The 19,568-nt window shown below is 42.4% G+C and carries 25 protein-coding genes; 16 read left to right on the forward strand and 9 right to left on the reverse strand.

What is annotated here, in order from left to right; translation table 11 throughout:
• Nucleotides 1-150 precede the first annotated feature (150 nt).
• The gene (locus tag N0M92_RS11770) at nucleotides 151-570 is read left to right on the forward strand and encodes a MarR family winged helix-turn-helix transcriptional regulator (protein WP_260285857.1); all 420 of its coding nucleotides are present in this window, start codon (nucleotides 151-153) and stop codon (nucleotides 568-570) included.
• A gap of 18 nt (nucleotides 571-588) precedes the next feature.
• Nucleotides 589-1,794 carry an MFS transporter gene (locus N0M92_RS11775; protein WP_260285858.1) on the forward strand — a complete coding sequence of 402 codons (1,206 nt, stop codon included), beginning with the start codon at nucleotides 589-591 and terminating at the stop codon, nucleotides 1,792-1,794.
• 148 nt (nucleotides 1,795-1,942) lie between these two features.
• Here the strand turns inward: N0M92_RS11775 and bshB2 are convergent, their stop codons facing one another.
• The 3 genes from bshB2 to pdxK all read right to left on the reverse strand — a co-directional run bounded on the left by bshB2 (nucleotide 1,943) and on the right by pdxK (nucleotide 4,005).
• Nucleotides 1,943-2,608: a bacillithiol biosynthesis deacetylase BshB2 gene (gene bshB2, locus N0M92_RS11780; protein ID WP_098370231.1), complete on the reverse strand. Its 666-nt coding sequence runs from the start codon at nucleotides 2,606-2,608 to the stop codon at nucleotides 1,943-1,945.
• A gap of 97 nt (nucleotides 2,609-2,705) precedes the next feature.
• The gene (locus N0M92_RS11785) at nucleotides 2,706-3,053 is read right to left on the reverse strand and encodes a YojF family protein (RefSeq protein ID WP_076368396.1); all 348 of its coding nucleotides are present in this window, start codon (nucleotides 3,051-3,053) and stop codon (nucleotides 2,706-2,708) included.
• A 124-nt stretch (nucleotides 3,054-3,177) separates the two neighbouring features.
• A complete protein-coding gene (pdxK, locus tag N0M92_RS11790) occupies nucleotides 3,178-4,005 on the reverse strand; it encodes a pyridoxine/pyridoxal/pyridoxamine kinase (protein WP_181762157.1) in 828 nt (275 codons plus the stop codon).
• Between the two features lie 369 nt (nucleotides 4,006-4,374).
• On the opposite strand from pdxK, the gene mobA reads away from it, so the two are divergent.
• Genes mobA through N0M92_RS11810 form a run of 4 tightly spaced genes read left to right on the forward strand, consistent with a single transcriptional unit; the run spans nucleotide 4,375 to nucleotide 6,734 of the window.
• Entirely contained in the window at nucleotides 4,375-5,010 is a 636-nt protein-coding gene (mobA, locus tag N0M92_RS11795; RefSeq protein WP_260285859.1) for a molybdenum cofactor guanylyltransferase, read from the forward strand.
• Complete coding sequence (locus N0M92_RS11800) at nucleotides 5,000-5,464, forward strand: molybdenum cofactor biosynthesis protein MoaE (RefSeq protein WP_260285860.1); 465 nt, start codon at nucleotides 5,000-5,002, stop codon at nucleotides 5,462-5,464. Before mobA ends, N0M92_RS11800 begins: the two co-directional genes overlap by 11 nt.
• Nucleotides 5,457-5,690, forward strand: a complete 234-nt coding sequence (gene moaD, locus N0M92_RS11805) for a molybdopterin converting factor subunit 1 (RefSeq protein ID WP_098370228.1) — start codon at nucleotides 5,457-5,459, stop codon at nucleotides 5,688-5,690. Before N0M92_RS11800 ends, moaD begins: the two co-directional genes overlap by 8 nt.
• Nucleotides 5,691-5,714: 24 nt before the next feature.
• On the forward strand, nucleotides 5,715-6,734 hold the full coding sequence (locus N0M92_RS11810) for a MoeB/ThiF family adenylyltransferase (protein ID WP_260285861.1): 1,020 nt from the start codon (nucleotides 5,715-5,717) through the stop codon (nucleotides 6,732-6,734).
• 77 nt (nucleotides 6,735-6,811) lie between these two features.
• Here N0M92_RS11810 and N0M92_RS11815 read toward each other — a convergent pair whose 3' ends face one another.
• Together N0M92_RS11815 and N0M92_RS11820 are read right to left on the reverse strand one after the other, a co-directional pair.
• Complete coding sequence (locus N0M92_RS11815) at nucleotides 6,812-7,159, reverse strand: general stress protein (protein ID WP_260285862.1); 348 nt, start codon at nucleotides 7,157-7,159, stop codon at nucleotides 6,812-6,814.
• Between the two features lie 135 nt (nucleotides 7,160-7,294).
• The gene (locus tag N0M92_RS11820; RefSeq protein WP_260285863.1) at nucleotides 7,295-8,728 is read right to left on the reverse strand and encodes a phospholipase D family protein; all 1,434 of its coding nucleotides are present in this window, start codon (nucleotides 8,726-8,728) and stop codon (nucleotides 7,295-7,297) included.
• Between the two features lie 152 nt (nucleotides 8,729-8,880).
• Between N0M92_RS11820 and N0M92_RS11825 the strand changes: the two genes are divergently transcribed.
• The 3 genes from N0M92_RS11825 to N0M92_RS11840 all read left to right on the forward strand — a co-directional run bounded on the left by N0M92_RS11825 (nucleotide 8,881) and on the right by N0M92_RS11840 (nucleotide 10,481).
• Nucleotides 8,881-9,561: a uracil-DNA glycosylase gene (locus tag N0M92_RS11825; RefSeq protein ID WP_260285866.1), complete on the forward strand. Its 681-nt coding sequence runs from the start codon at nucleotides 8,881-8,883 to the stop codon at nucleotides 9,559-9,561.
• Nucleotides 9,562-9,831: 270 nt separating this feature from the next.
• Nucleotides 9,832-10,089 (forward strand): YwdI family protein, encoded by a 258-nt coding sequence (locus N0M92_RS11835; protein WP_076368544.1) that lies wholly within the window; start codon nucleotides 9,832-9,834, stop codon nucleotides 10,087-10,089.
• Nucleotides 10,090-10,112: 23 nt separating this feature from the next.
• Nucleotides 10,113-10,481: a DUF423 domain-containing protein gene (locus N0M92_RS11840; protein ID WP_076368389.1), complete on the forward strand. Its 369-nt coding sequence runs from the start codon at nucleotides 10,113-10,115 to the stop codon at nucleotides 10,479-10,481.
• A 75-nt stretch (nucleotides 10,482-10,556) separates the two neighbouring features.
• Here N0M92_RS11840 and gerQ read toward each other — a convergent pair whose 3' ends face one another.
• Nucleotides 10,557-11,072, reverse strand: coding sequence for a spore coat protein GerQ (gene gerQ, locus N0M92_RS11845; RefSeq protein WP_260285868.1), 516 nt, complete (start codon nucleotides 11,070-11,072; stop codon nucleotides 10,557-10,559).
• A 414-nt stretch (nucleotides 11,073-11,486) separates the two neighbouring features.
• Nucleotides 11,487-12,236: a hydrogen peroxide-dependent heme synthase gene (gene hemQ, locus N0M92_RS11850; protein ID WP_260285869.1), complete on the reverse strand. Its 750-nt coding sequence runs from the start codon at nucleotides 12,234-12,236 to the stop codon at nucleotides 11,487-11,489.
• Between the two features lie 262 nt (nucleotides 12,237-12,498).
• On the opposite strand from hemQ, the gene pta reads away from it, so the two are divergent.
• Complete coding sequence (gene pta / locus N0M92_RS11855; protein WP_260285870.1) at nucleotides 12,499-13,485, forward strand: phosphate acetyltransferase; 987 nt, start codon at nucleotides 12,499-12,501, stop codon at nucleotides 13,483-13,485.
• 34 nt (nucleotides 13,486-13,519) lie between these two features.
• Entirely contained in the window at nucleotides 13,520-14,368 is an 849-nt protein-coding gene (locus N0M92_RS11860) for a lipoate--protein ligase family protein (protein ID WP_260285871.1), read from the forward strand.
• Nucleotides 14,369-14,582: 214 nt separating this feature from the next.
• Here N0M92_RS11860 and N0M92_RS11865 read toward each other — a convergent pair whose 3' ends face one another.
• Complete coding sequence (locus N0M92_RS11865; RefSeq protein ID WP_260285872.1) at nucleotides 14,583-15,329, reverse strand: RsfA family transcriptional regulator; 747 nt, start codon at nucleotides 15,327-15,329, stop codon at nucleotides 14,583-14,585.
• A 291-nt stretch (nucleotides 15,330-15,620) separates the two neighbouring features.
• Here N0M92_RS11865 and N0M92_RS11870 point away from each other — a divergent pair, with 291 nt between their 5' ends.
• The 3 genes from N0M92_RS11870 (at nucleotide 15,621) to N0M92_RS11880 (ending at nucleotide 17,929) form a co-directional block, all read left to right on the forward strand.
• Nucleotides 15,621-15,842, forward strand: coding sequence for a DUF1450 domain-containing protein (locus tag N0M92_RS11870; RefSeq protein WP_048683566.1), 222 nt, complete (start codon nucleotides 15,621-15,623; stop codon nucleotides 15,840-15,842).
• 237 nt (nucleotides 15,843-16,079) lie between these two features.
• Nucleotides 16,080-17,387, forward strand: coding sequence for an HD domain-containing protein (locus N0M92_RS11875; protein ID WP_192207285.1), 1,308 nt, complete (start codon nucleotides 16,080-16,082; stop codon nucleotides 17,385-17,387).
• Between the two features lie 32 nt (nucleotides 17,388-17,419).
• A complete protein-coding gene (locus N0M92_RS11880) occupies nucleotides 17,420-17,929 on the forward strand; it encodes a YwgA family protein (RefSeq protein ID WP_076368383.1) in 510 nt (169 codons plus the stop codon).
• Nucleotides 17,930-17,958: 29 nt separating this feature from the next.
• On the opposite strand, the gene N0M92_RS11885 is transcribed toward N0M92_RS11880, so the two are convergent.
• Complete coding sequence (locus tag N0M92_RS11885) at nucleotides 17,959-18,144, reverse strand: 2-hydroxymuconate tautomerase (protein WP_034315897.1); 186 nt, start codon at nucleotides 18,142-18,144, stop codon at nucleotides 17,959-17,961.
• Between the two features lie 138 nt (nucleotides 18,145-18,282).
• Between N0M92_RS11885 and N0M92_RS11890 the strand changes: the two genes are divergently transcribed.
• Together N0M92_RS11890 and N0M92_RS11895 are read left to right on the forward strand one after the other, a co-directional pair.
• Entirely contained in the window at nucleotides 18,283-18,957 is a 675-nt protein-coding gene (locus tag N0M92_RS11890; protein WP_397443840.1) for a site-2 protease family protein, read from the forward strand.
• Between the two features lie 41 nt (nucleotides 18,958-18,998).
• On the forward strand, nucleotides 18,999-19,508 hold the full coding sequence (locus tag N0M92_RS11895; RefSeq protein ID WP_260285873.1) for a YwhD family protein: 510 nt from the start codon (nucleotides 18,999-19,001) through the stop codon (nucleotides 19,506-19,508).
• The last annotated feature ends 60 nt before the right edge of the window (nucleotides 19,509-19,568 follow it).

Consider the following 19,568-nt stretch of genomic DNA (forward strand, 5'->3'; position numbering starts at 1 on the left):
AAAGCATGAGCCTCCTGAATTTTGTCCTGAAGCAATGGAGAAGCTGAGGAAACAGTGTGCATACGATTATTTTCGTTCAGCCGAAAGCTAGACATTTCTAATGAATGGGTGTATAGTTACCTAGGTAACTAATTTACAGGAGGAATACCTTTGTCCTTTAATAATGGTTTTTTTCATCATAACTTACAATTTTCGAGGTCATTTACCAAAAAGTTAAATGAACAATTGGCCAAGGTTGATCTTTTTCATTCCCAATGGTCGATTGTATATTATCTGAGTCAGTTTGGCTGTTCTACACTTGTTGAAATAAGCACATATCTAGATGTGGAGAAACCGACGGTAACCAGGACGGTAAACCGGTTGGAAGAACTTGATTTGATTGAACAAGTCCCAGGGAAAGATAAGCGGGAACGGAGAATACAGTTAACGGAGTCGGGTTTAAGGACTTATCATGAGGCCAAAAAGGTAGTTGAAGAATTTGAACTTCAATTAATGAGCGGTTTGGCTGAAGAAGATCGAGAGGCAACGTTACGAACGTTGGTTTTCCTGAAGGAAAAATTAAAACAATAGTAAGGAAGAAGGATTGAAATGAATCACAAACCGAAACTGTGGACGAAAGACTTCCTGATTGTCTCGTCTGCGAACTTTTTTTTATTTTTAACTTTTTATGTCTTGATGGTGACATTGACCATTTACACGATGGATAACTTTCATGCGTCGCAAGCACAAGCAGGACTTGCTTCAAGTATTTTTGTTCTCGGGGCTGTGCTTGTCAGACCGATTGCAGGGAAAAAAATTGACAAGATTGGCCGCAGAAAGATGTTGCTTGGATCATTGGTTCTATTCCTGGTCGCATCCATTGGCTATTTCCTGGTGAATGGTTTATCCCTCTTGTTGATTGACCGGCTTATTCACGGTTTTGCTTTTGGCCTGGCCACAACGGCGACTGGAACGATTGCTGCAGATATCATTCCGAATGAAAGACGCGGGGAAGGTACAGGTTACTTTGCCATGAGTACAAACTTGGCAATGGCATTCGGTCCGTTTATTGGATTGCTGATTACACAGCATTTCAGTTATTCCATCATTTTCTATGCAGCCTCCTTATTTGCCGCATTTTCTTTAGTTGCATCATTATTCATGAATGTGCCTGAAGGGGAAAAGGGTGGAGCTTCAACACAAAAAGGATTTAAAATCAGTGATTACTTTGAGAAAAGGGCACTGCCCATTTCCATTTTTATTGGATTTGCCGGATTTACCTATTCGAGCATTTTGTCCTATTTAACGTCTTTTGCAAAGGAAATGGATTTAATGGATGCGGCAAGCTTTTTCTTCGTCGTATTTGCTGTATTCCTTTTGGCGTCCCGTCCGTTTACAGGACGTATGTTTGATGTGAAGGGGGAAAATGCAGTCATTTACCCATCGCTCTTACTATTTGCCGTCGGTATGGTCATCCTCAGCCAATCCCATCACGGTATCACGCTTCTGATTGCCGGCGCCTTTATCGGAGTCGGGTATGGTACGTTCCAATCAAGCTGTCAAGCGATTTCGATTAAGGAAGCTCCATCAAATCGGATGGGATTAGCCACATCCACGTTTTTTACAATGTATGACTTCGGTATTGGTGTCGGCCCGTTCCTATTGGGATTCCTTATTCCATTTACAGGGTTCAAAGGGTTATTCATGGGAATGTCAATCTTTGCATTCATACTTATTGGCATTTATTTCTTGGCGCATGGAAAAAAAGCCTCGGCAAGAACGAAAATGCAGCATGAAAAACGCTTGTCCGCCTAATTTTTTTGTTTATGTTTGTATAAAATGAAGAATTTTGGGGATGCTTATATTATGATTGATTTTCCAAAGTATCCCCCTTTTCTCCGCCTGTAATCGACAGGCGTTTTTTTTATGCCATAAACAAAAAAACCGCCTATTGGCGGTTTTCTTAAAATTTATAGGTCCATAATCGTTCTTTGCGGATCCAGTCCAGAAAATCTGCATCCTGATTTTCGAATTTCTCTTTCCAATCGATCACCATTGCCTGCGTTTGCGAACGGTGGGCAGTGAATGCAGCTACCTTTTTTTCTTCGACGGCAGAGATATCCTGGATGATGTCAGGCTGTCCCAATTCGTCAATGCAGTTATTCGAGAAGGCGACACAATGAAGTTTAGGTCTCTCTTTCTCTTCCATCCTTTCCACTGCCCGAACCACAGCACGTGCTGTCGCTTCATGGTCTGGATGGACACTGTATCCTGGGTAAAACGTAATGATCAATGAAGGGTTCAATTCATTGATGGCATCGGTAAATAATGAAGTCAGCTTTTCATCATCTTCGAATTCAATTGTCTTATCACGCAATCCAAGCATGCGTAAATCTTGGATGCCAATCGCATTTGCTGCATCGATCAATTCCTTTTTACGAATTTTAGGCAGCGATTCCCTTGTTGCAAATGGAGGGTTTCCTAAATTACGTCCCATTTCTCCTAAAGTTAAGCATAAATAGGTGACAGGAGTGCCCGCTTCTCTATGAAGGGCAAGCGTTCCGGAGACCGAGAAGGCTTCATCATCGGGATGTGGGAATATAACTAATACATGGCGTTCTTTTTCCAAGGTATATTTCTCCTTCCGTTCTACTTACAGTGAGTATGGTTATCGGTGAATGGGAGTTCTCATCGGAATCATATGATATATATCAAGCAAGTTGTCATCATTCAAAGGGAGTGGGACTGAGCTGCATGGAGACAGCGAGCTTTCCGGAAAAATCAAGGCCTGCCAATAGCAATCTCCCCTGTTCATCCAATTCGAAGTGGTTAACGCCTTCTGCATATACCCAGCCAATATTGAGCTTCAAGCCGATGCGGTAGGGTCCATCCCCAACTATCTTCCCATGTTCATACTGTATAAAAGCGTTACGAATATAGGCACCTGCCGAAAAGAAAGCTTCATCTACATGAGTGGCATAGGCGCCATTTGTCGTTTCAAGGTGAAGATATACATCTTGTCCTGCGAAAGAATCAATGGCATTTTGCACCTCTGTACGGTCTATAGGTTTCATTCTATAATTTCCTCCTTAACTGGGCGGCTAGATAAGCTTTTCCTTCTTTCCATTTTACTAAATAAAAGCAAAAAAAGCGAAAAAGGCCGCTCGATGAATTTGAGCAGCCATTAAACTTGATGTTTTATTTTTGTGTTTTTTCCGCAATTCCATATTTATGGTATGCACCATGATTGACAGGTCCAACATAGTCATTCATCTTCCAAGAATGGCGAACCGCCTCGGTAATGAAGTCTTTAGCAATGAGGATAGCCTCACGCGGGCTTTTCCCTTCAGCCAATTGGGCTGCAATAGCTGCAGAAGAAGAACAGCCGGCACCATGTGTATTGGTCGTTTCGATTTTTTCTGATTCAAGGATTTCGAATTCTTTTCCATCATATAAAAGGTCGATGGCTTTATCAAGATCCAGCTTATTACCGCCTTTGATCAAGACATATTTTGCACCAAGTGCATGAATCTTCTCAGCTGCAGCCCTCATGTCATCAATTGTCTTGATAGGCGCAGTTCCCGCTAACTGAGCGGCCTCGAATAGGTTTGGCGTGACTACAGTTGCACGTGGAACAAGCAGTTCCCGCAGAGCTACGGCCGTTTCAGGGTGCAATACTTCATCCTCACCTTTACATACCATAACTGGATCGATTACGACTTTGTCCAGCTTCAGCTCGTCTATTTTACGGGCAACAAGTTCAATGATTTCCACTGATCCAAGCATTCCCGTTTTCATTGCGTCAATGCCGATTGATAAAATCGTTTCGATTTGGGCTTCCAAAACTTCGACCGGTGTAGGGAATACATTATGCGACCAGCCATTCTTCGGATCCATCGTCACGATTGTCGTTAAAGCGGACATACCGTAAACGCCGAATTCTTGGAATGTCTTTAAATCTGCTTGTAGACCAGCACCGCCGCTCGAGTCCGATCCGGCAACTGTCATAGCTCTTTTCATAGTCATTATGTGACCTCCTCAGGAGAATTAGTTTTCGATATTATCAGCATACCAGTTAATATCCTATTTTTAGAATATACCAAAATTTCTTTTATGTAAAACTTAGTTTTCACCCTAATATAAGTGTCTTAGAGAAAGAAGTGCAATGATCTTGCATAAGTCATTTTTCGGACCTGGAATTCTGGAAATCGGATGGACGGGTAGCCTGCTTCTTTAGCTTTGGACCCCACTTTCCATCCTTTGATATACAAAGTAAAGTTTGAGAAGGTGTCATTATTTTCAAAGTTGATTTAAAATATTTAAATATAGCGGACACATTTAGTATAGCTTTACCGTTCTATGCCGGATTAAACCCAAAAAGGGAGGGAGATTCTTGTGGAATGGACAATGTTGCTTTTAGCTGGTGGGAAATCAAGTCGTATGGGAGTGAATAAGGCCCTGTTGACGATAGGTGGCGTTGTGAACATTTCAAGAGTGGCATCCGAATTGAAAAAGGTATCAGAAAACATCATGGTCATTACGAATACTTTTGAAGAATATCGTTTTCTGCAACTTCCGCTCATTCCGGATTTACATAAAGATCAAGGCCCGCTTGGCGGATTGCATGCAGGGTTGACCTCATCGAAAACGGAGCTTCAGTTTCTTGCAGCCTGTGATATGCCGTTTGTGAGTGCAGAAGCCATAAAGGATATCATCTCCCATCATGAACCTGAATTTGATGCTGTCGTTCCAGAAATAAATGGCAGGCTCCAGCCGCTTTTTGCTGTTTACCATAAAAGGTGCCTTCCTGCATTGACGGAGTGTTTATTAAAACACGAATTAAAAATGAGTCTATTTTTGGAAAAGATTTCGGTGAAAGTCATGAAAGAAACCGACTTTAAGTTATATCGCGAGAATCCTGAACATTTTCAATACCTTTTTTTCAATATGAATACAATGGAAGATTATCAAGTGGCAGGTTATATTGATCAAACTGAATTATATATAAAGGATGGTAGACATGAATTATAATATTTCAAAAGAGCCGATTGTCATCCAGGAAGTGATTGATAAAGTAGTCAAGCGAAATGCAGGTGCCGTAACGACCTTTATTGGTACAGTGAGGGAAATGACGAAAGGAAAAAAGACTCTCTTCTTAATTTACGAAGCGTATGAGCCGATGGCCATCAAGAAATTGGAGCAAATCGGATTTGAGATCAAGGAACGTTGGCCTGATGCAGAAACGGCGATCACCCATCGTGTAGGTAAACTTGAAATCACGGATATCGCAGTGGTTATTGCCGTTAGTACGCCACATCGAAATGATGCATACGAGGCTAACAGGTTTGCGATTGAAAGAATTAAAGAAATCGTCCCGATCTGGAAAAAAGAACACTGGGAAGATGGGGAGACATGGGTAGGAAACCAGTTGGAAACCGTTCCATATCCATCGGGGAAACCGGAAAAGGGGGATATTGATGATTAATGTACTTTTATTTGCCCAATTGAAAGATGAGCTAGGCAAAGAGACTCTTTCTATAGAGGGAAATGGAATGAGTGTGGCGGAGCTAAAAGGAAAAATGAAGGTGGATTTTCAATTGGAAGGTCTAGAAACCGTGATGACGGCAGTCAATGAAGAATTTGCCGATGATGACACACTTCTATCTGATGGAGATACAGTTGCTTTCATTCCACCAGTAAGTGGGGGCTAAAGAGTTCGGAAGGGAGGGTTCACGGTGAAAGAGCGATATTCAAGGCAGACTTTATTCGGCCCCATTGGTGAAGGGGGCCAATTGAAAATTATGAAGAAGCATGTCTTGCTTCTTGGTGCAGGGGCTTTGGGATCTGCTAATGCCGAGGCCCTCACTCGGGCAGGAGTAGGAAAGCTTACCATTGTCGACAGGGATTATGTCGAGACCAGTAATTTACAGCGGCAACAGATGTATACGGAACGGGATGTCGAGGAGAAACTGCCAAAAGCAGAAGCGGCAAAGCGTCATTTGTTTGATATCAATCATGAAGTTGAAGTGAATGCCATCATCATGGACGCAACTGCCCAGAACCTCGAACAGTTGCTTGGTGATGTTGATTTGATATTGGATGCAACCGATAACTTTGAGACACGGATGATTATTAATGATTTATCACAAAAGCTTCATATACCGTGGATTTATGGGGCATGTGTGGGGAGTGTAGGCATGACTTTGACGATCCTTCCCGGACAGACTCCATGTTTGCACTGTTTGCTGAAAGCAATCCCCATTCAAGGAATGACCTGTGACACAGGAGGAATCATATCACCAGCTGTAACGATGGTAGTGGCACACCAAACTGCCGAAGCTTTGAAAATCCTTGTTGAAGATTGGGAATCGGTACGGCCTGCACTTGTTTCTTTTGATCTGTGGAGAAATCAATACCAAACCGTTAAATTGACAAAAGCAAAAAAGAAAGATTGTCTCTCATGCGGGGAGAAGAGGATATACCCCTTTTTAACACTGGAAAATGCAACGAAAACGGCTGTTCTTTGCGGGAGGGATACTGTACAGGTAAGACCGCCAAAACCTTTGGAACTTCAACTCGAGAAACTGGCCAACGATCTGGACGGCAGCGGCTATTTGGTGAAATTCAATCCATTTCTTCTCTCTTGTGAAAAAGCTGGGGAGCGTATCGTCATTTTCAAGGATGGCCGGGCGTTGATTCACGGTACGAAGGACATGGTCCATGCAAAGGCCACGTACCAAAGCATCCTGGGATAATGAGTATAAAAAACGAGGCTGCCGGTTAAGGAGCCTCGTTTTTTTATGAATCCATATAGGGTAATGGTTAGCGGGTATTAGTGTGTAACCCCGTCTTTATTATCTTGTTTGGAAGCAACGATGACTACTTTTCCTTCGTCAAGCACTTCCTCGTAACGTTCTGCCTCCATATCACTTAGGCCAAGGTTGCTCATTCGGTTACGAAGTTCATCTCCGCGTGATTTAAAGAGATTTCCGACAGTATCAAGGAAACCTTGTTCCTTCATTCCGACATCTTCTGTATTTGTATTCTCGGTAAGGTGTTTTGAACGGGTTTTATCATGGGCAAACAAATATACATCGTCTTTCGTATAACCTGTTGTAACTAATTCATCGATTTTTTCCTTTGCTTGTAAACCGTTTTCTACTACATGTACTTGATACATATAAACTCCTCCTTGAATTTAGTGAGATTCTCTTGAATATAGGTAAATGGAATCTTGCTTATTACAGTTGCTTTGCGGCTATAGTAATATATAACCTCATTTGGGCACTGATAAACATTTATATAAAAGAAATTTTTAGTAAGTGGTGAAGCGAAACACCTTCTGAATGCGGTAGGTCAAGTATTTAAAGACAGGCAGTTTCTTCTGGTATGCACTGTAATCCACCGTGTATGTTCCATTTTGATTTGTCCAGAGTCTTTGAAAATAGCTATCGACGTCCTTGGAGATATCCGCATCATTTGGAGCATGGATTTCAACATTCGTTTCAAGATTATAGTCATCTAGATTGCGTGACGTATAATTAGCCGAACCTCCAAGGATAACCGTTTCATCAGCTCTTTGGATCATCATCAACTTTGTATGGAACTGTTCTTTTTCTGTTTTGTACCAGCGGATCGAGATGTTTTCATCCCCCAGTTTTTCGAATTCGGCGGCAACCGGAAGATTGGGAAGCCCGATTTTTTCACTTCCGAAAGCGTTTTGGTTCGGATCCAGTATCATTTGAATCTTCACACCCCGTTTAGCTGCATCCGTTAATGCCTCAACAACTCCGCGATCGGCAATGTAGAACATGGCAAGGTGGATGTTGTCCCCCTTTTTTGCATCCTTAATAGCCTTAAGGACATGTTTATTGATTTTTCCTTCCGTTAGCAGTTGTACTGATATCGGTCCTTTATCTGCTGATGTCCCTTTAAATTCAGGAAATGACTTCGGTCCTCCCGAGAATTCCGAAGCGGCTTCTTCGGATTTAACAAAATCTCCGATGATATTCCCATCCATCTGGAATGCAATATTGGAATGGAATCCACTTGCGTCATGAGGATTGGCAGATGAGATGATGGCCGTTTTTTCAGTGGCGACCACTTTTCGGTGATTGGCTTTGATATTCATCAGTCTAAGATAAGAACGCAAGGTGACCTTTGGTGCGCTTTTAGCCATTGGATTCACAATCCAGCCTTTCCCGCTTTCACCGAACCATTGGAAAAAGGTCCGATATACACCTGAATAGAGAGGGTTCGGATCCCGGAGGCGGTCTAAGTTGGTAACAATGACATCAATGCCATTTTTCTTCATCGTTTCCAAGGCCTCTAGCTGGTAGGCATTATAGGAAGTATTCACTTCATCCGTAATGAAAATGACCTGGAGGCCAGGTTTCTTTTTCTTCTGTTCAACGAGATTATCCTTCAGAGTCTCGGTTAGCTTCGGGAAGTTTATCTTTTCATCATAAAAAGCATTAAACAAAAACATGTCGATTACGATATAAGAATCAGCCTCTTCTATGGCTTGATTTATGGTATTGAAAATTCGCTGCTCATGTTGTATTTCCCCTTGTTCATCGTGATAGGAAAGGTCATAGATGAAATCGATATCCTCGACATGGTGAACCTTTCCTTCATAGGAAATACCATCGGGGAGAGGCTTGTAGCTGTTATAGGCGATTACGAGTGCAAGGACGATCAAAATGCTGACAAGCAGATAAAATCGTTTTCTTTTGTACCATTTTTTCATAGGGAATCCTCCAACATGGTTAAATTGCTTGCTAACTTTCTATTTTCCCACTTTTGGGGTATATAGAAACATAAATCGTAATCTATGGAAAAAGGCAAGGCGATGAAGTTTGATATAATATAGTTTCAAAAAGTGGAGAGGGGCTGTGACAGATGGCAAAGCAATTATTAACAAATGATTGGTGGCCTCTATTGGAAGAGGAATTCAAAAAAGAATATTACCAGGAGCTAAGGGGATTCATAAAGCAAGAGTACAGCCAGCAGGTCGTTCATCCCGATCAGGACGATATTTTCAATGCACTTCACTATACTCCTTATGAAGACGTAAAGGTTGTCATCCTTGGACAGGACCCATACCATGGCCCTGGTCAAGCACATGGCCTTAGTTTTTCAGTTAAGCCGGGGGTTCGCATCCCGCCTTCTTTAAGAAATATTTTTAAAGAGTTACACACAGATCTAGGCTATGAGGTTCCGAATAATGGTTACCTAGTCGAATGGGCAAAACAGGGAGTGCTTCTATTGAATACCGTCTTGACTGTCCGTGAGGGAGAGGCCCACTCACACCGCGGAAAAGGATGGGAAATCTTTACGAATCAAGTTATTCACCTATTGAATGACCGTCCGAAACCTGTTGTATTCATCCTGTGGGGGAAACCTGCACAAACCAAAATCCCATTAATTGATGAGACCCGTCATAAAATCATTAAGTCTGTACATCCGAGTCCGCTGTCGGCATCCCGTGGTTTCTTTGGCACCAAACCTTTTTCCACAACAAATCAATTGCTGGTGGAAATGGGGGAATCCCCAATTGATTGGAAAATCTCGAACCGATGATATAGGCAAGAAAATGAAACGGGTGAATTGTATGGCGTGCCGCCATTTCTATATAACTTGGGATCCCAGTTTTCCAAAGGGCTGCCGTGCTTTTCAATTTAAAACATCAAACCAGCCTTCTCTTGATGTCTTTCATTCTTCAGGACAGCCATGCTTGAAATTTCAAGCCAAGCCAATTAAGAGGTAGGAAATATGCAAGGTGTTTTCTTCTCTGATTTTTGCTATGCTAGTTATGATAGTTCTGACCTGTATATAGACGAGGTGGTAAAGTTGGATATTTCATCAAGACAAATGTTGGATAAAATCGAAGAGCTTGTTTTAAAAGCGAAACAGGCAAATTCAGAGGATAAGGTGCAGGGGTATGTAATCGCCATTAAGTCCCTTTGTGAAGTAATGGTGGATGAAAAAGCGGCGAACATCAGCATGCCGAAGCCAATCACATTGACCCAGCCCGTTATGTCGGCTACACCGAATGTAGAACCGGTTAAAATGGATGAAGCCAATGGGGAGTCCTTGTTCGATTTTTAAATGAGGGAAGGGGAGCGAAATAATTGAAACTGTTCATCATTTTAGGTGCATTGAATGGGTTTATTGCTGTGGCACTAGGTGCATTCGGCGCACATGGACTGGAAGGGAAAATTCCTGATAAATATTTAGAAACCTGGCAAACCGCTGTTCAATATCAAATGTTCCATGCAGTGGGTTTATTGGTAATCGGTTTATTGGCTGGGAAAATCTCAAGTCCGCTGATCAACTGGTCCGGCTGGCTTATGCTAATAGGAATTATCCTGTTTTCCGGAAGCCTATTCGTTCTAAGCGTTACGCAAATCAAAGTCCTTGGGGCCATCACACCGCTTGGCGGGGTTTCATTCTTGGTTGCTTGGGTTTTGATGATCATTGCTGCATATAAATACTTGTAATGAAAAAATTCATTCCAATATAAGAAGAGCCTCAAAATCAAATGGATTCTGAGGCTCTTCTTTTTTGGATTTTCTTCACCTTGGCGAGTAGGTGGCAAGCCCAGCGCCTCCAAATGGATATTCATATTCGATTTCTTCATCAAACGTTATATAATCTAAGTATACCATCGGGATTAAGTATCGTTTTCCCGTTTGAGGGTCGCTTATGATCAAGTGATCGCGACCTGCAGCCTCGATGATTCCTTTGAAGATCTTAGCATTCCATTCCTTGTTGTTTTCAAACGTTGTATAAACAGTGGCTAATTTCCCTTTATTCAATCGCAAGATGTTCTCGATGTATGACGCTTCGATCGGGAGCATGCCAGGTATCTGTGGCCCGGAAGTGGCTGGACTCACCTGCATCGGCATTTGTTGTGGCGTGCCTGCCATAGTGGGCTGTTGTGGCTGGAATCCTTGCTGTTGGAACCCTTGCTGCGGGTAACCTTGTTGCGGGCTAGGATTCTGCTGCCTTAGTTCAGGATCATTATTCTCATAGGGATAATAGGGGCTTCCCCCGTACGGGTAGTTACCATAAGGATTATTTTGTGACATTGCATTCCCTCCTAAATTCAAGGTTTAGTTGATGCTGTGGAATTTGGACAATCCAAGAGTGTGGACTGGGAGAAACTGTGCGATTTATAGCGACCGGTAGTATTGTATATGTTTTCTGGACAATCCCCGGGTGGCTTAAAAAACCACAATGAAAGTTAAGCGATACATAACGGCTGCCGTTCATGATATAAACCATATCCTCTTGCCGGCCAATGAATAGAAGTAACGTTCCTTCACCTCGCTGGAGTCAGGAATTGCCTTGATCAATTTTCCTGATGCTGAATGGGACTGTGAAAAAATAAATTCATCACTATTGAAAATGTATGGGATGTGGATTGGATTTATTCCACAGCCGGGGAAAAATAAAAAGGAGGGGACGCAAAAAAAGCTTCCGGAAACCGGAAGCCCATCGTCTTATACGTATAGGAATGAAGGTACGTTTTCTTCCGGCAGGATATTGCCTACAAAGAAAGAACCAAATGCAGCGTAACGTGCACTCACTTCATCAAAACGCATTTCATAGATTAATTTTTTAAATTGAAGGACATCATCTGCGAAAAGTGTAACGCCCCATTCATAATCGTCAAAACCGACAGAACCCGAAATGATTTGTTTTACTTTACCGGCATAACTGCGGCCAATCAAGCCGTGGGAACGCATTAAGCCTTTGCGCTCTTCCATGGAAAGCATATACCAGTTATCATCGCCATCACGACGCTTGTCCATTGGATAGAAGCATACGTGTTTCGCTTTTGGAAGTATCGGATAAAGTCTTGAACGGACATGAGGGTTCTGGTAAGGGTCCTCACCATCTCCTCCAGCTAAGTAATTGCTCAATTCCACGACGGAAACGTATGAATAAGCGGGAACTGTATATTCGGCAAGCTTCGTTTTATTGAATTCGTTTTCAATTTCATTCAATTCTTCCATGGTTGGGCGGGCAAACATAAGCATGAAGTCCGCTTTCTGACCTACGATGGAATATAGGGCATGGCTGCCTTCATTGTCGCTTTGTGTCATATTCCATTTATCCAGTAAACCTTGGAATTCCGAGATGGCCAATTGGCGTTCGTCGCTTGATAACGTTTTCCAAGAAGCCCAGTCGATCAGACGGAAATCATGTAAACAATACCAGCCGTCCAGTGTTTGTGCTGCTTCACTCATTACGATCACTCCTAAGTCTTATTATAACTTTAATATAACATAGTTTCAGTATAAGGAAATTTATATCAACCCGCAAACACCATCACTGTTTTTCGGTGTTCAAACAATTTTCAAATTTGCGGCGGATTGGCAGGGTACCAAAGTGGCTGGAAATTACCTGGCTGCTAGAGTATTCTTAAAAGAAGACGACTATGGATTTTCACCGGATGGTTAAATATTGAAGGAAAGAGGGAAAACGTATCTAAAAAAGGAGGAAGAGCCAATGGGTGATTTATTTGAAATACTGGAAGCGAAAGTTATGGGGCATAATTTAAAGATCGTTTTTCCAGAAGGGCTGGATGAACGGGTTTTGGGAGCGGCAGCAAGGCTTGCCAAAGCTAAACTGGTGACACCGGTATTGATCGGGGATATCGGGTTGATTCAAGAGAAGGCAAAGGATATGAAAATCTCCCTTGATGCAATCGAAATATATGATCCGAAGAATTATATCATGATGGATGAAATGGTTGAAGCGTTCGTGAAGGTCCGTGAGGGTAAAGCGACCGAGGTACAAGCACGGGAAATATTAATGGATGAGAACTACTTTGGAACCATGCTCGTCCATATGAAACTGGCACATGGAATGGTGAGTGGTGCAACGCATTCGACTGCCGATACGGTTCGCCCCGCCTTAAAGATCATAAAAACAAAGCCAGGCGTCCAAAAAACATCGGGAGTATTCATCATGGTCCGGGATGAAGAAAAATATGTGTTCGCAGATTGTGCGATCAATATAAACCCCGATTCCCAAGATTTAGCTGAAATTGCTATCGAAAGTGCGAAGACTGCACAAATGTTCGATATCGAACCGCGTGTGGCGATGCTGAGCTTTTCGACGAAGGGGTCGGCAACATCCCCCGAAACCTTAAAAGTGGCTGATGCTGTCGATTTGGCAAAAGAAAGGGCCCCTGAAGTCATTCTTGATGGGGAATTTCAGTTTGACGCAGCTTTCGTTCCTTCGGTAGCAAGAAAAAAAGCGCCGGATTCCCTTATTCAGGGGGATGCGAATGTTTTTATTTTCCCAAGTCTCGAGGCAGGGAACATTAGCTATAAGATGGTACAGCGCTTGGGCGGCTTCGAAGCGGTCGGTCCGATCCTACAGGGGCTGAACCGTCCGGTGAATGACCTTTCGAGGGGATGCAGTGAAGAGGATGTATATAAACTGGCTGTCATTACAGCGGCACAGGGATTTGTGGCGCAGTATCAATAGGCAGCCTGAGGATTAAATGTAGAGGGAGATTCGTATGAGTGAAACAGATTCATTATTAATGCAGCAAGAGTGGAGGATTATTGATCAATCTTCCGTTGGGCCTCAGTTTCCAGCCCTGGAGTCCTTTGCGATGGATGATACATTTTGTGCTTCCGTAGGGTCAGGTAAATCAGCGGCCGTAGCGAGGGCGTGGGTACATCATCGAACCATCGTCATGGGTATTCAGGATACGAAGTTGCCTTTTCTTAAAAAGGGACTGGATCATTTAGAAGAACATGGTTTTCAGGCCATCGTGAGGAATTCAGGGGGGCTGGCAGTCGTGCTGGATGAGGGTGTCCTTAATTTGTCGCTCATTTTTCCTGAAAACGAGCAGAAAATTGAAATCAATCGTGGATATGATGCGATGTGGGAGCTTGTCCAATTGATGTTTGCCGATTTCCCGGTCACGATGGAGGCAAGGGAAATCGTCGGTTCCTATTGTCCTGGAAGTTATGATTTAAGTATTAATGGGCAAAAGTTTGCCGGGATATCCCAACGCCGGATCCGCAATGGCGTAGCGGTGCAAATCTATTTGTGTGTCAATGGAAGCGGGGCTGAACGTGCCAGCCTCGTGAAGGGTTTTTATGATGCAGCTAAAGGAAATGCAGAAACCAAATTCGCTTATCCTGATATCGTCCCTTCGGTAATGGCGTCCCTGACGGAATTGTTGGGCGTGCAATTGAGTGTTCAGGACGTTATGCTCAGATTCCTGCATGTATTGAAGGAACATAGTGAAAGGATATTCTCTGACACTCTTTCCGTTCAGGAATGGCCGATGTATGAGGCATACTTGACAAGAGTGGTGGAACGTAATGAAAAAGTATTCGATGCATTAAAGGATTGATATAAAAGAAACCGTTCCAGTAATTCAGGATCGGTTTTTTTCATTAAATACGACTTTAGCATTCACTGAAACTGTAAAAGGCCTGTATGATAGGCGGAGTTCTCGAAACAATGAAAAAAAAGAGCCTTGTCGGCTCCCTTTTTTAAGATAAACATGGGTGAAACGGCCTTTGGCATGTGGTTGATCTATTATAACTGAACCCCACATTATCTTATTACTCGGCCATTTTTTCCAAATTGCCATTCCGGTCCATCTTGAACTTCGTTGCCGGACGTTCCTCTTCCTCTAACAAGACCAGCTTTCTTGCCCGATTCATGATATTCATCAAAGTTTCATAATCTTCCTGCATCAAGCCGCTGTTTTGTTCCAGGTGGCTGATTTTATTCTCCAAATCTTCGTTTCGCTTTTTCAGCCCTTTAATTTCAAGCTTCAATCTTTCATTTTCGGTTTTTAATACTTCAGCTTGAAGCATGCGGGCGTTCATGGATTCCAAATAAGCGATGACGGCCTCGAGGCTCATGGCCGTTTCCAGAGTCACTGGCGTGTGCTGTGTCTTAGGAGCGAGGGCTTCAGCCACAACGAATTCCTCTGCTGCTTCATAATTGGTTGTATCGACTTCGGATTTCACCTCTAGTTCCTCTTCTTGTACATGGGGAACCATTATGTCGGAAATCGTTGGGGACGGCGGTGTATAAAGAAGCCGTTTTTTCCCTCCTTGATCTTTTCCAAGGATCCTTTGCCGCTGCTTACGCTGTTTCTTGGCAAGGGAAAGCGCTTTATCATAATTATGTCGGACAACTGCATTCCAGCGGAATCCGCATGCTGCAGAGGTGCGATTCAACTTATCTCCTACTTCTTCAAAAGCATTAAGCTGAGTGCTGCCTTCCCGCACATGGCGCAATACCGTTTCAGCCAAAAGTAAATCATCTTCTTCTGTCCAGGCGTCTTGACGAACCTTCATTTCTACATACTCCCTTTCTGGTAACTTTTAAAATAAATAACTATATAAAATATCGTGTGGCAGTGATTTATGGAGTGTTCTACTAGCATTTTGGACAAAATCTGGATTTTTTATACAAAAAGGTTAAAAGGATACTAGTTTTTTGATTAATTACATCCTTTTACAGCGGCTGCCCTTTCAAATTCACATGATCAAGCCCTCTTGATATTCATAAGTAGAAGCGGTAAAATACCCTTTAGTCATATAAATGGGTGAAAAATAGTTTGTCATGGAAAGGATGGTGACCGGAGGATGTCCAATGAATTCAGAGTGTGCGATGACTGCTTGGCGGTAAACATTAAAACATTGATCCCGCGTCTTGAAAAGCTTGATCCCGACGCGAAAATTGAAGTGGGCTGTCAATCCTATTGCGGTCCTGGCAGAAAGAAGTCTTTTGCCTTTGTCAATAACCGTCCAGTTGCTGCACCGACAGAAGACGAGTTACTAGATAAAATCAATAAAAAACTAAAGTAGGATCCATGATATATAGGTAGAGTGGATCGTTTGCTTAAGATAAATGGAACAAGTGATCATCACCCAGAATTCAACACACTGCGGTGATTTTTTATTTTCTTATTTTCAAGACAAAATCAGACTGAAACTTCCGTTTTCTTACAAAAGGACCTCTCTTGCTAGCAAGGTGGATGTTAGGGTTTTTTGTCAAAACACGCTATAATGAGTGCATCGAGATTATGAAAAAGAGGGAAGTTCATGGAATATTCCGGCGAAAAATTACAAGAAGAAAAGGTATTCAAGGACCCGGTGCACCGATATATACATGTTCGTGACCGGGTTATATGGGATTTAATAGGGACGAAGGAATTCCAGCGTCTTAGAAGGATCAAACAGCTGGGAACGACTTATTTGACCTTTCATGGTGCGGAACATAGTCGGCTTAGCCATTCGCTTGGGGTATATGAGATTGTCCGGAGAATCGTGGATGATGTTTTCGAGGGCAGACCGGAATGGAAACCTGAGGAACGGTTACTATCCTTATGCGCAGCACTGCTGCATGATTTGGGACATGGTCCTTTCTCTCATTCTTTTGAAAAAGTGTTTGACCTGGATCATGAGCAATTCACGCGGCAAATAATCCTCGGCGATACGGAAGTGAATAAGATCCTCCTTAGAGTTGGACGTGATTTTCCTAAAAAAGTGGCAGAAGTCATAGCGAAAACCTATAAAGGCAAATTAGTAGTCAGCCTGATTTCAAGTCAGATCGATGCTGATAGAATGGATTATTTACAGCGTGATGCTTACTTCACTGGCGTTAGTTATGGACATTTCGATATGGAAAGGCTTTTGCGTGTAATGAGGCCAAGGGAAGAACATGCCGTCATAAAACAAAGCGGGATGCATGCGGTTGAGGATTACATCATGAGTCGCTACCAAATGTACTGGCAGGTTTATTTCCATCCAGTTACGAGAAGTGCGGAGGTCATACTTACCAAGATTCTACATAGGGCGAAGCATTTATATGAATCCGGTTATGAGTTTGCTCAAGAACCGCACCATTTTTATTCATTGTTCAAGGGAGAAGTGACTTTAACGGACTACTTGAAAATGGATGAAGCGGTGATGCTCTATTATTTCGAAGCATGGGAAGAGGAGAACGATGCGATTTTAAAAGATTTATGCACTCGCTTCGTTAACCGTAAACTATTTAAATATGTGGAATTCCATCCATCGAACAGTCAAATGAACAGGTTGATGGAATTAAGGACGCTATTCAAGAAGGCAGGCATCGATCCGGATTATTATCTTGTCGTCGATTCTTCATCAGATCTGCCGTATGATTTTTACCGGCCAGGTGAGGAAGAGGAGAGACTGCCGATTCACTTGCTGAAAAATAATGGCGAAATTCGTGAATTATCACGTGAATCCGAAATTGTCGATGCAATTTCAGGGAAAAGAAGAACGGATCATAAGTTGTATTATCCAGCGGATTTATTGCGTGATGAATCTACGAAGAAAAATATAAAAAAACAGATTCGTAAGCTTTTGGAGCTATCGGATTAAAGTGGTACATTTTTGGTGAGGAGTGACGAGCCTTGTTTAAGGATCATGCAAACATTATCAATGCAATTTCTACTGCAGGTGAAATCTCGGGTCGGAAAAAGTTGCAAAAAATCGTTTATATCGCGAAGAAGCTTTCCTTCCCATTTCATGAAAAGTTTCAATTTCACTTTTACGGACCGTATTCGGAGGAGTTGACCTTACGGATTGAAGAGCTCTGCGAAATGGGTTACTTGAATGAAGTGAGGGAAAAAAAAGCAGGCTATTATCAATATTGTTATTCGATAACGGATGCCGGCCAGGATTTCCTATCCATACAGGAAGTGGAGATGCCGGCACTTGAGGCATGCTTATTGGATATGAACGAACAGAATGCCCGGTTTTTGGAGCTGGTTTCAACGGTGTTATACTTCGACACGCTTGAAAAAGAGGAAGTCACCGAGAAGATTTTCACGCTGAAAAGCAAACAAAAATATACGCTTGAAGAAATTGATGAGGCATATGAATATATTGAGCAGTTAAAAACAAAAGCTAAGCCGAATTGACGGCTTAGCTTTTCCCCATTATGTAAAGCTTATAAATCGCTTTTACGGACACCGGCTACCGCTAAATGATTTTTTGACATTTCTTCAATGAAAATCGTCACGGCTTCAGCTGGTGCTCCAGTTGTTTCCGTAACGGCTGCAGTCACCTTTTCGACTAAAGCCTTTTTTTGTTCGTCTGTACGGCCTTCAAGCATTTTGACTGTTACATATGGCATCTCTTTTCCCCCTTCCTCTCTTATCTTGTAGTGTTTCACAATGGAAAAAGAATTGCAAGACACGGAAGTCAGAGTTTTTTCACTTCTTGGACTTTTGATGTATACTAACGGTAATAAACAATGGGGGAGAAGCTATCGATGCAATTCTTGGAGCAAATAGAACGGTTTTTGGTTTATCCTTTGGAGCAGCTTCCATATGTCATTGTGTCACTGTTAATCGCTTTTACGGTTCATGAATTTTCCCATGCTTATGTGGCCTATAAGTTCGGTGACCCGACTGCAAAAAATGAAGGAAGAGTCACATTGAATCCGATTTCCCATTTGGATCCGATCGGGACATTGCTGATATTAATAGCCGGATTTGGTTGGGCGAGACCTGTGCCGGTTAATCGTTTTCATTTCAAGAATCCAAAATTGGCAGGAGTGCTCGTCTCTTTTGCCGGTCCGTTCAGTAATTTGATTGTTGCAATTTTTGGGTTTTTAATCTTTTACGGATTGCTTGCAGCAGGCGTTGGACCTGATTTACCATTTTTCGTCGAGCCTTTCTTAAATATACTCATAAATTTAAATGTCCTTTTATTTGTATTTAATCTGATACCGCTGCCGCCGCTCGATGGCTATAGGATCGTACAGGATCTTGTTTCAGCGGACTTTCGGGCAAAAATGACCCAGTATGAACAATATGGCTCCCTGATTTTTTTGATTCTGATCATCACACCGCTTGGCGATTATACAATCAGACCGATTTTGGATACTGGCATTAAATTTGTAGGAGGCATCTTGAGTCAATTTTTTTCACTTTTGTTTTTTTAACCAATAATAAGGAATGACAAACGATAAAGGGGGATACAAACATGGAAGAACAACCAAAGAAAAAGGTAGGCTTCAATATTATAAAAAACGACCCTACAGAAGGTCATGGCGGATATGGAGCAGGGGTTTTAACGCTCGATAATATTTCGCCGGTCATCATCGATGTGGATGCAGGTGAAGCGGAGGTCGATATCGGCGCGATGCATGCAAGAAGTGCAGTGGAAAAAGGGATCAAGTTTTTAAAGACTAAAGAGGAAGTCCCGAATGCCAAACCTTACTGGCTTGTTTGGGTGACCATTGAAGCCACTCAAAACGGTCCGCACTATGCAGGTGTGACAGCATGTGAAATGATGGTCGACAGGTCAATTAGACGCGGTTACAAATCGCTTCCGGAGCATGTCAACCGGATGGATAAATCGCTGAAACGAAAAATCATCGTCGAGGACATGGACGATAAATCAAAGCGTGTGCTTGCAGACTTCCTGAAAAACCATGATGAAGGAATGTGGGAGCGCTCTTCAGATCAGCTGAAGGAGTCTTTGACGGTTTGAATCTTGTTTAATGGATGAAATGTTAAGTTTAGTGAAAAATGCACTTGTAGGAAAGCGATA

Origin of the sequence: Peribacillus aracenensis (genome assembly GCF_025175645.1) — a bacterium.
In the GTDB taxonomy this organism is placed as follows: domain Bacteria; phylum Bacillota; class Bacilli; order Bacillales; family DSM-1321; genus Peribacillus; species Peribacillus aracenensis.

Coding starts and splice junctions, on each gene's coding strand:
- N0M92_RS11800 (WP_260285860.1), top strand. CDS start 5,000: ATGAATTATAATATTTCAAAAGAGCCGATTGTCATCCAGGAAGTGATT.
- hemQ (WP_260285869.1), bottom strand. CDS start 12,236: ATGAGTGAAGCAGCACAAACACTGGACGGCTGGTATTGTTTACATGAT.
- N0M92_RS11895 (WP_260285873.1), top strand. CDS start 18,999: ATGGAAGAACAACCAAAGAAAAAGGTAGGCTTCAATATTATAAAAAAC.
- moaD (WP_098370228.1), top strand. CDS start 5,457: ATGATTAATGTACTTTTATTTGCCCAATTGAAAGATGAGCTAGGCAAA.
- N0M92_RS11885 (WP_034315897.1), bottom strand. CDS start 18,144: ATGCCATATGTAACAGTCAAAATGCTTGAAGGCCGTACAGACGAACAA.
- N0M92_RS11870 (WP_048683566.1), top strand. CDS start 15,621: ATGTCCAATGAATTCAGAGTGTGCGATGACTGCTTGGCGGTAAACATT.
- N0M92_RS11775 (WP_260285858.1), top strand. CDS start 589: ATGAATCACAAACCGAAACTGTGGACGAAAGACTTCCTGATTGTCTCG.
- pta (WP_260285870.1), top strand. CDS start 12,499: ATGGGTGATTTATTTGAAATACTGGAAGCGAAAGTTATGGGGCATAAT.
- N0M92_RS11820 (WP_260285863.1), bottom strand. CDS start 8,728: ATGAAAAAATGGTACAAAAGAAAACGATTTTATCTGCTTGTCAGCATT.
- N0M92_RS11815 (WP_260285862.1), bottom strand. CDS start 7,159: ATGTATCAAGTACATGTAGTAGAAAACGGTTTACAAGCAAAGGAAAAA.
- pdxK (WP_181762157.1), bottom strand. CDS start 4,005: ATGACTATGAAAAGAGCTATGACAGTTGCCGGATCGGACTCGAGCGGC.
- gerQ (WP_260285868.1), bottom strand. CDS start 11,072: ATGTCACAAAATAATCCTTATGGTAACTACCCGTACGGGGGAAGCCCC.
- N0M92_RS11860 (WP_260285871.1), top strand. CDS start 13,520: ATGAGTGAAACAGATTCATTATTAATGCAGCAAGAGTGGAGGATTATT.
- N0M92_RS11785 (WP_076368396.1), bottom strand. CDS start 3,053: ATGAAACCTATAGACCGTACAGAGGTGCAAAATGCCATTGATTCTTTC.
- N0M92_RS11825 (WP_260285866.1), top strand. CDS start 8,881: ATGGCAAAGCAATTATTAACAAATGATTGGTGGCCTCTATTGGAAGAG.
- N0M92_RS11875 (WP_192207285.1), top strand. CDS start 16,080: ATGGAATATTCCGGCGAAAAATTACAAGAAGAAAAGGTATTCAAGGAC.
- N0M92_RS11890 (WP_397443840.1), top strand. CDS start 18,283: ATGCAATTCTTGGAGCAAATAGAACGGTTTTTGGTTTATCCTTTGGAG.
- N0M92_RS11865 (WP_260285872.1), bottom strand. CDS start 15,329: ATGAAGGTTCGTCAAGACGCCTGGACAGAAGAAGATGATTTACTTTTG.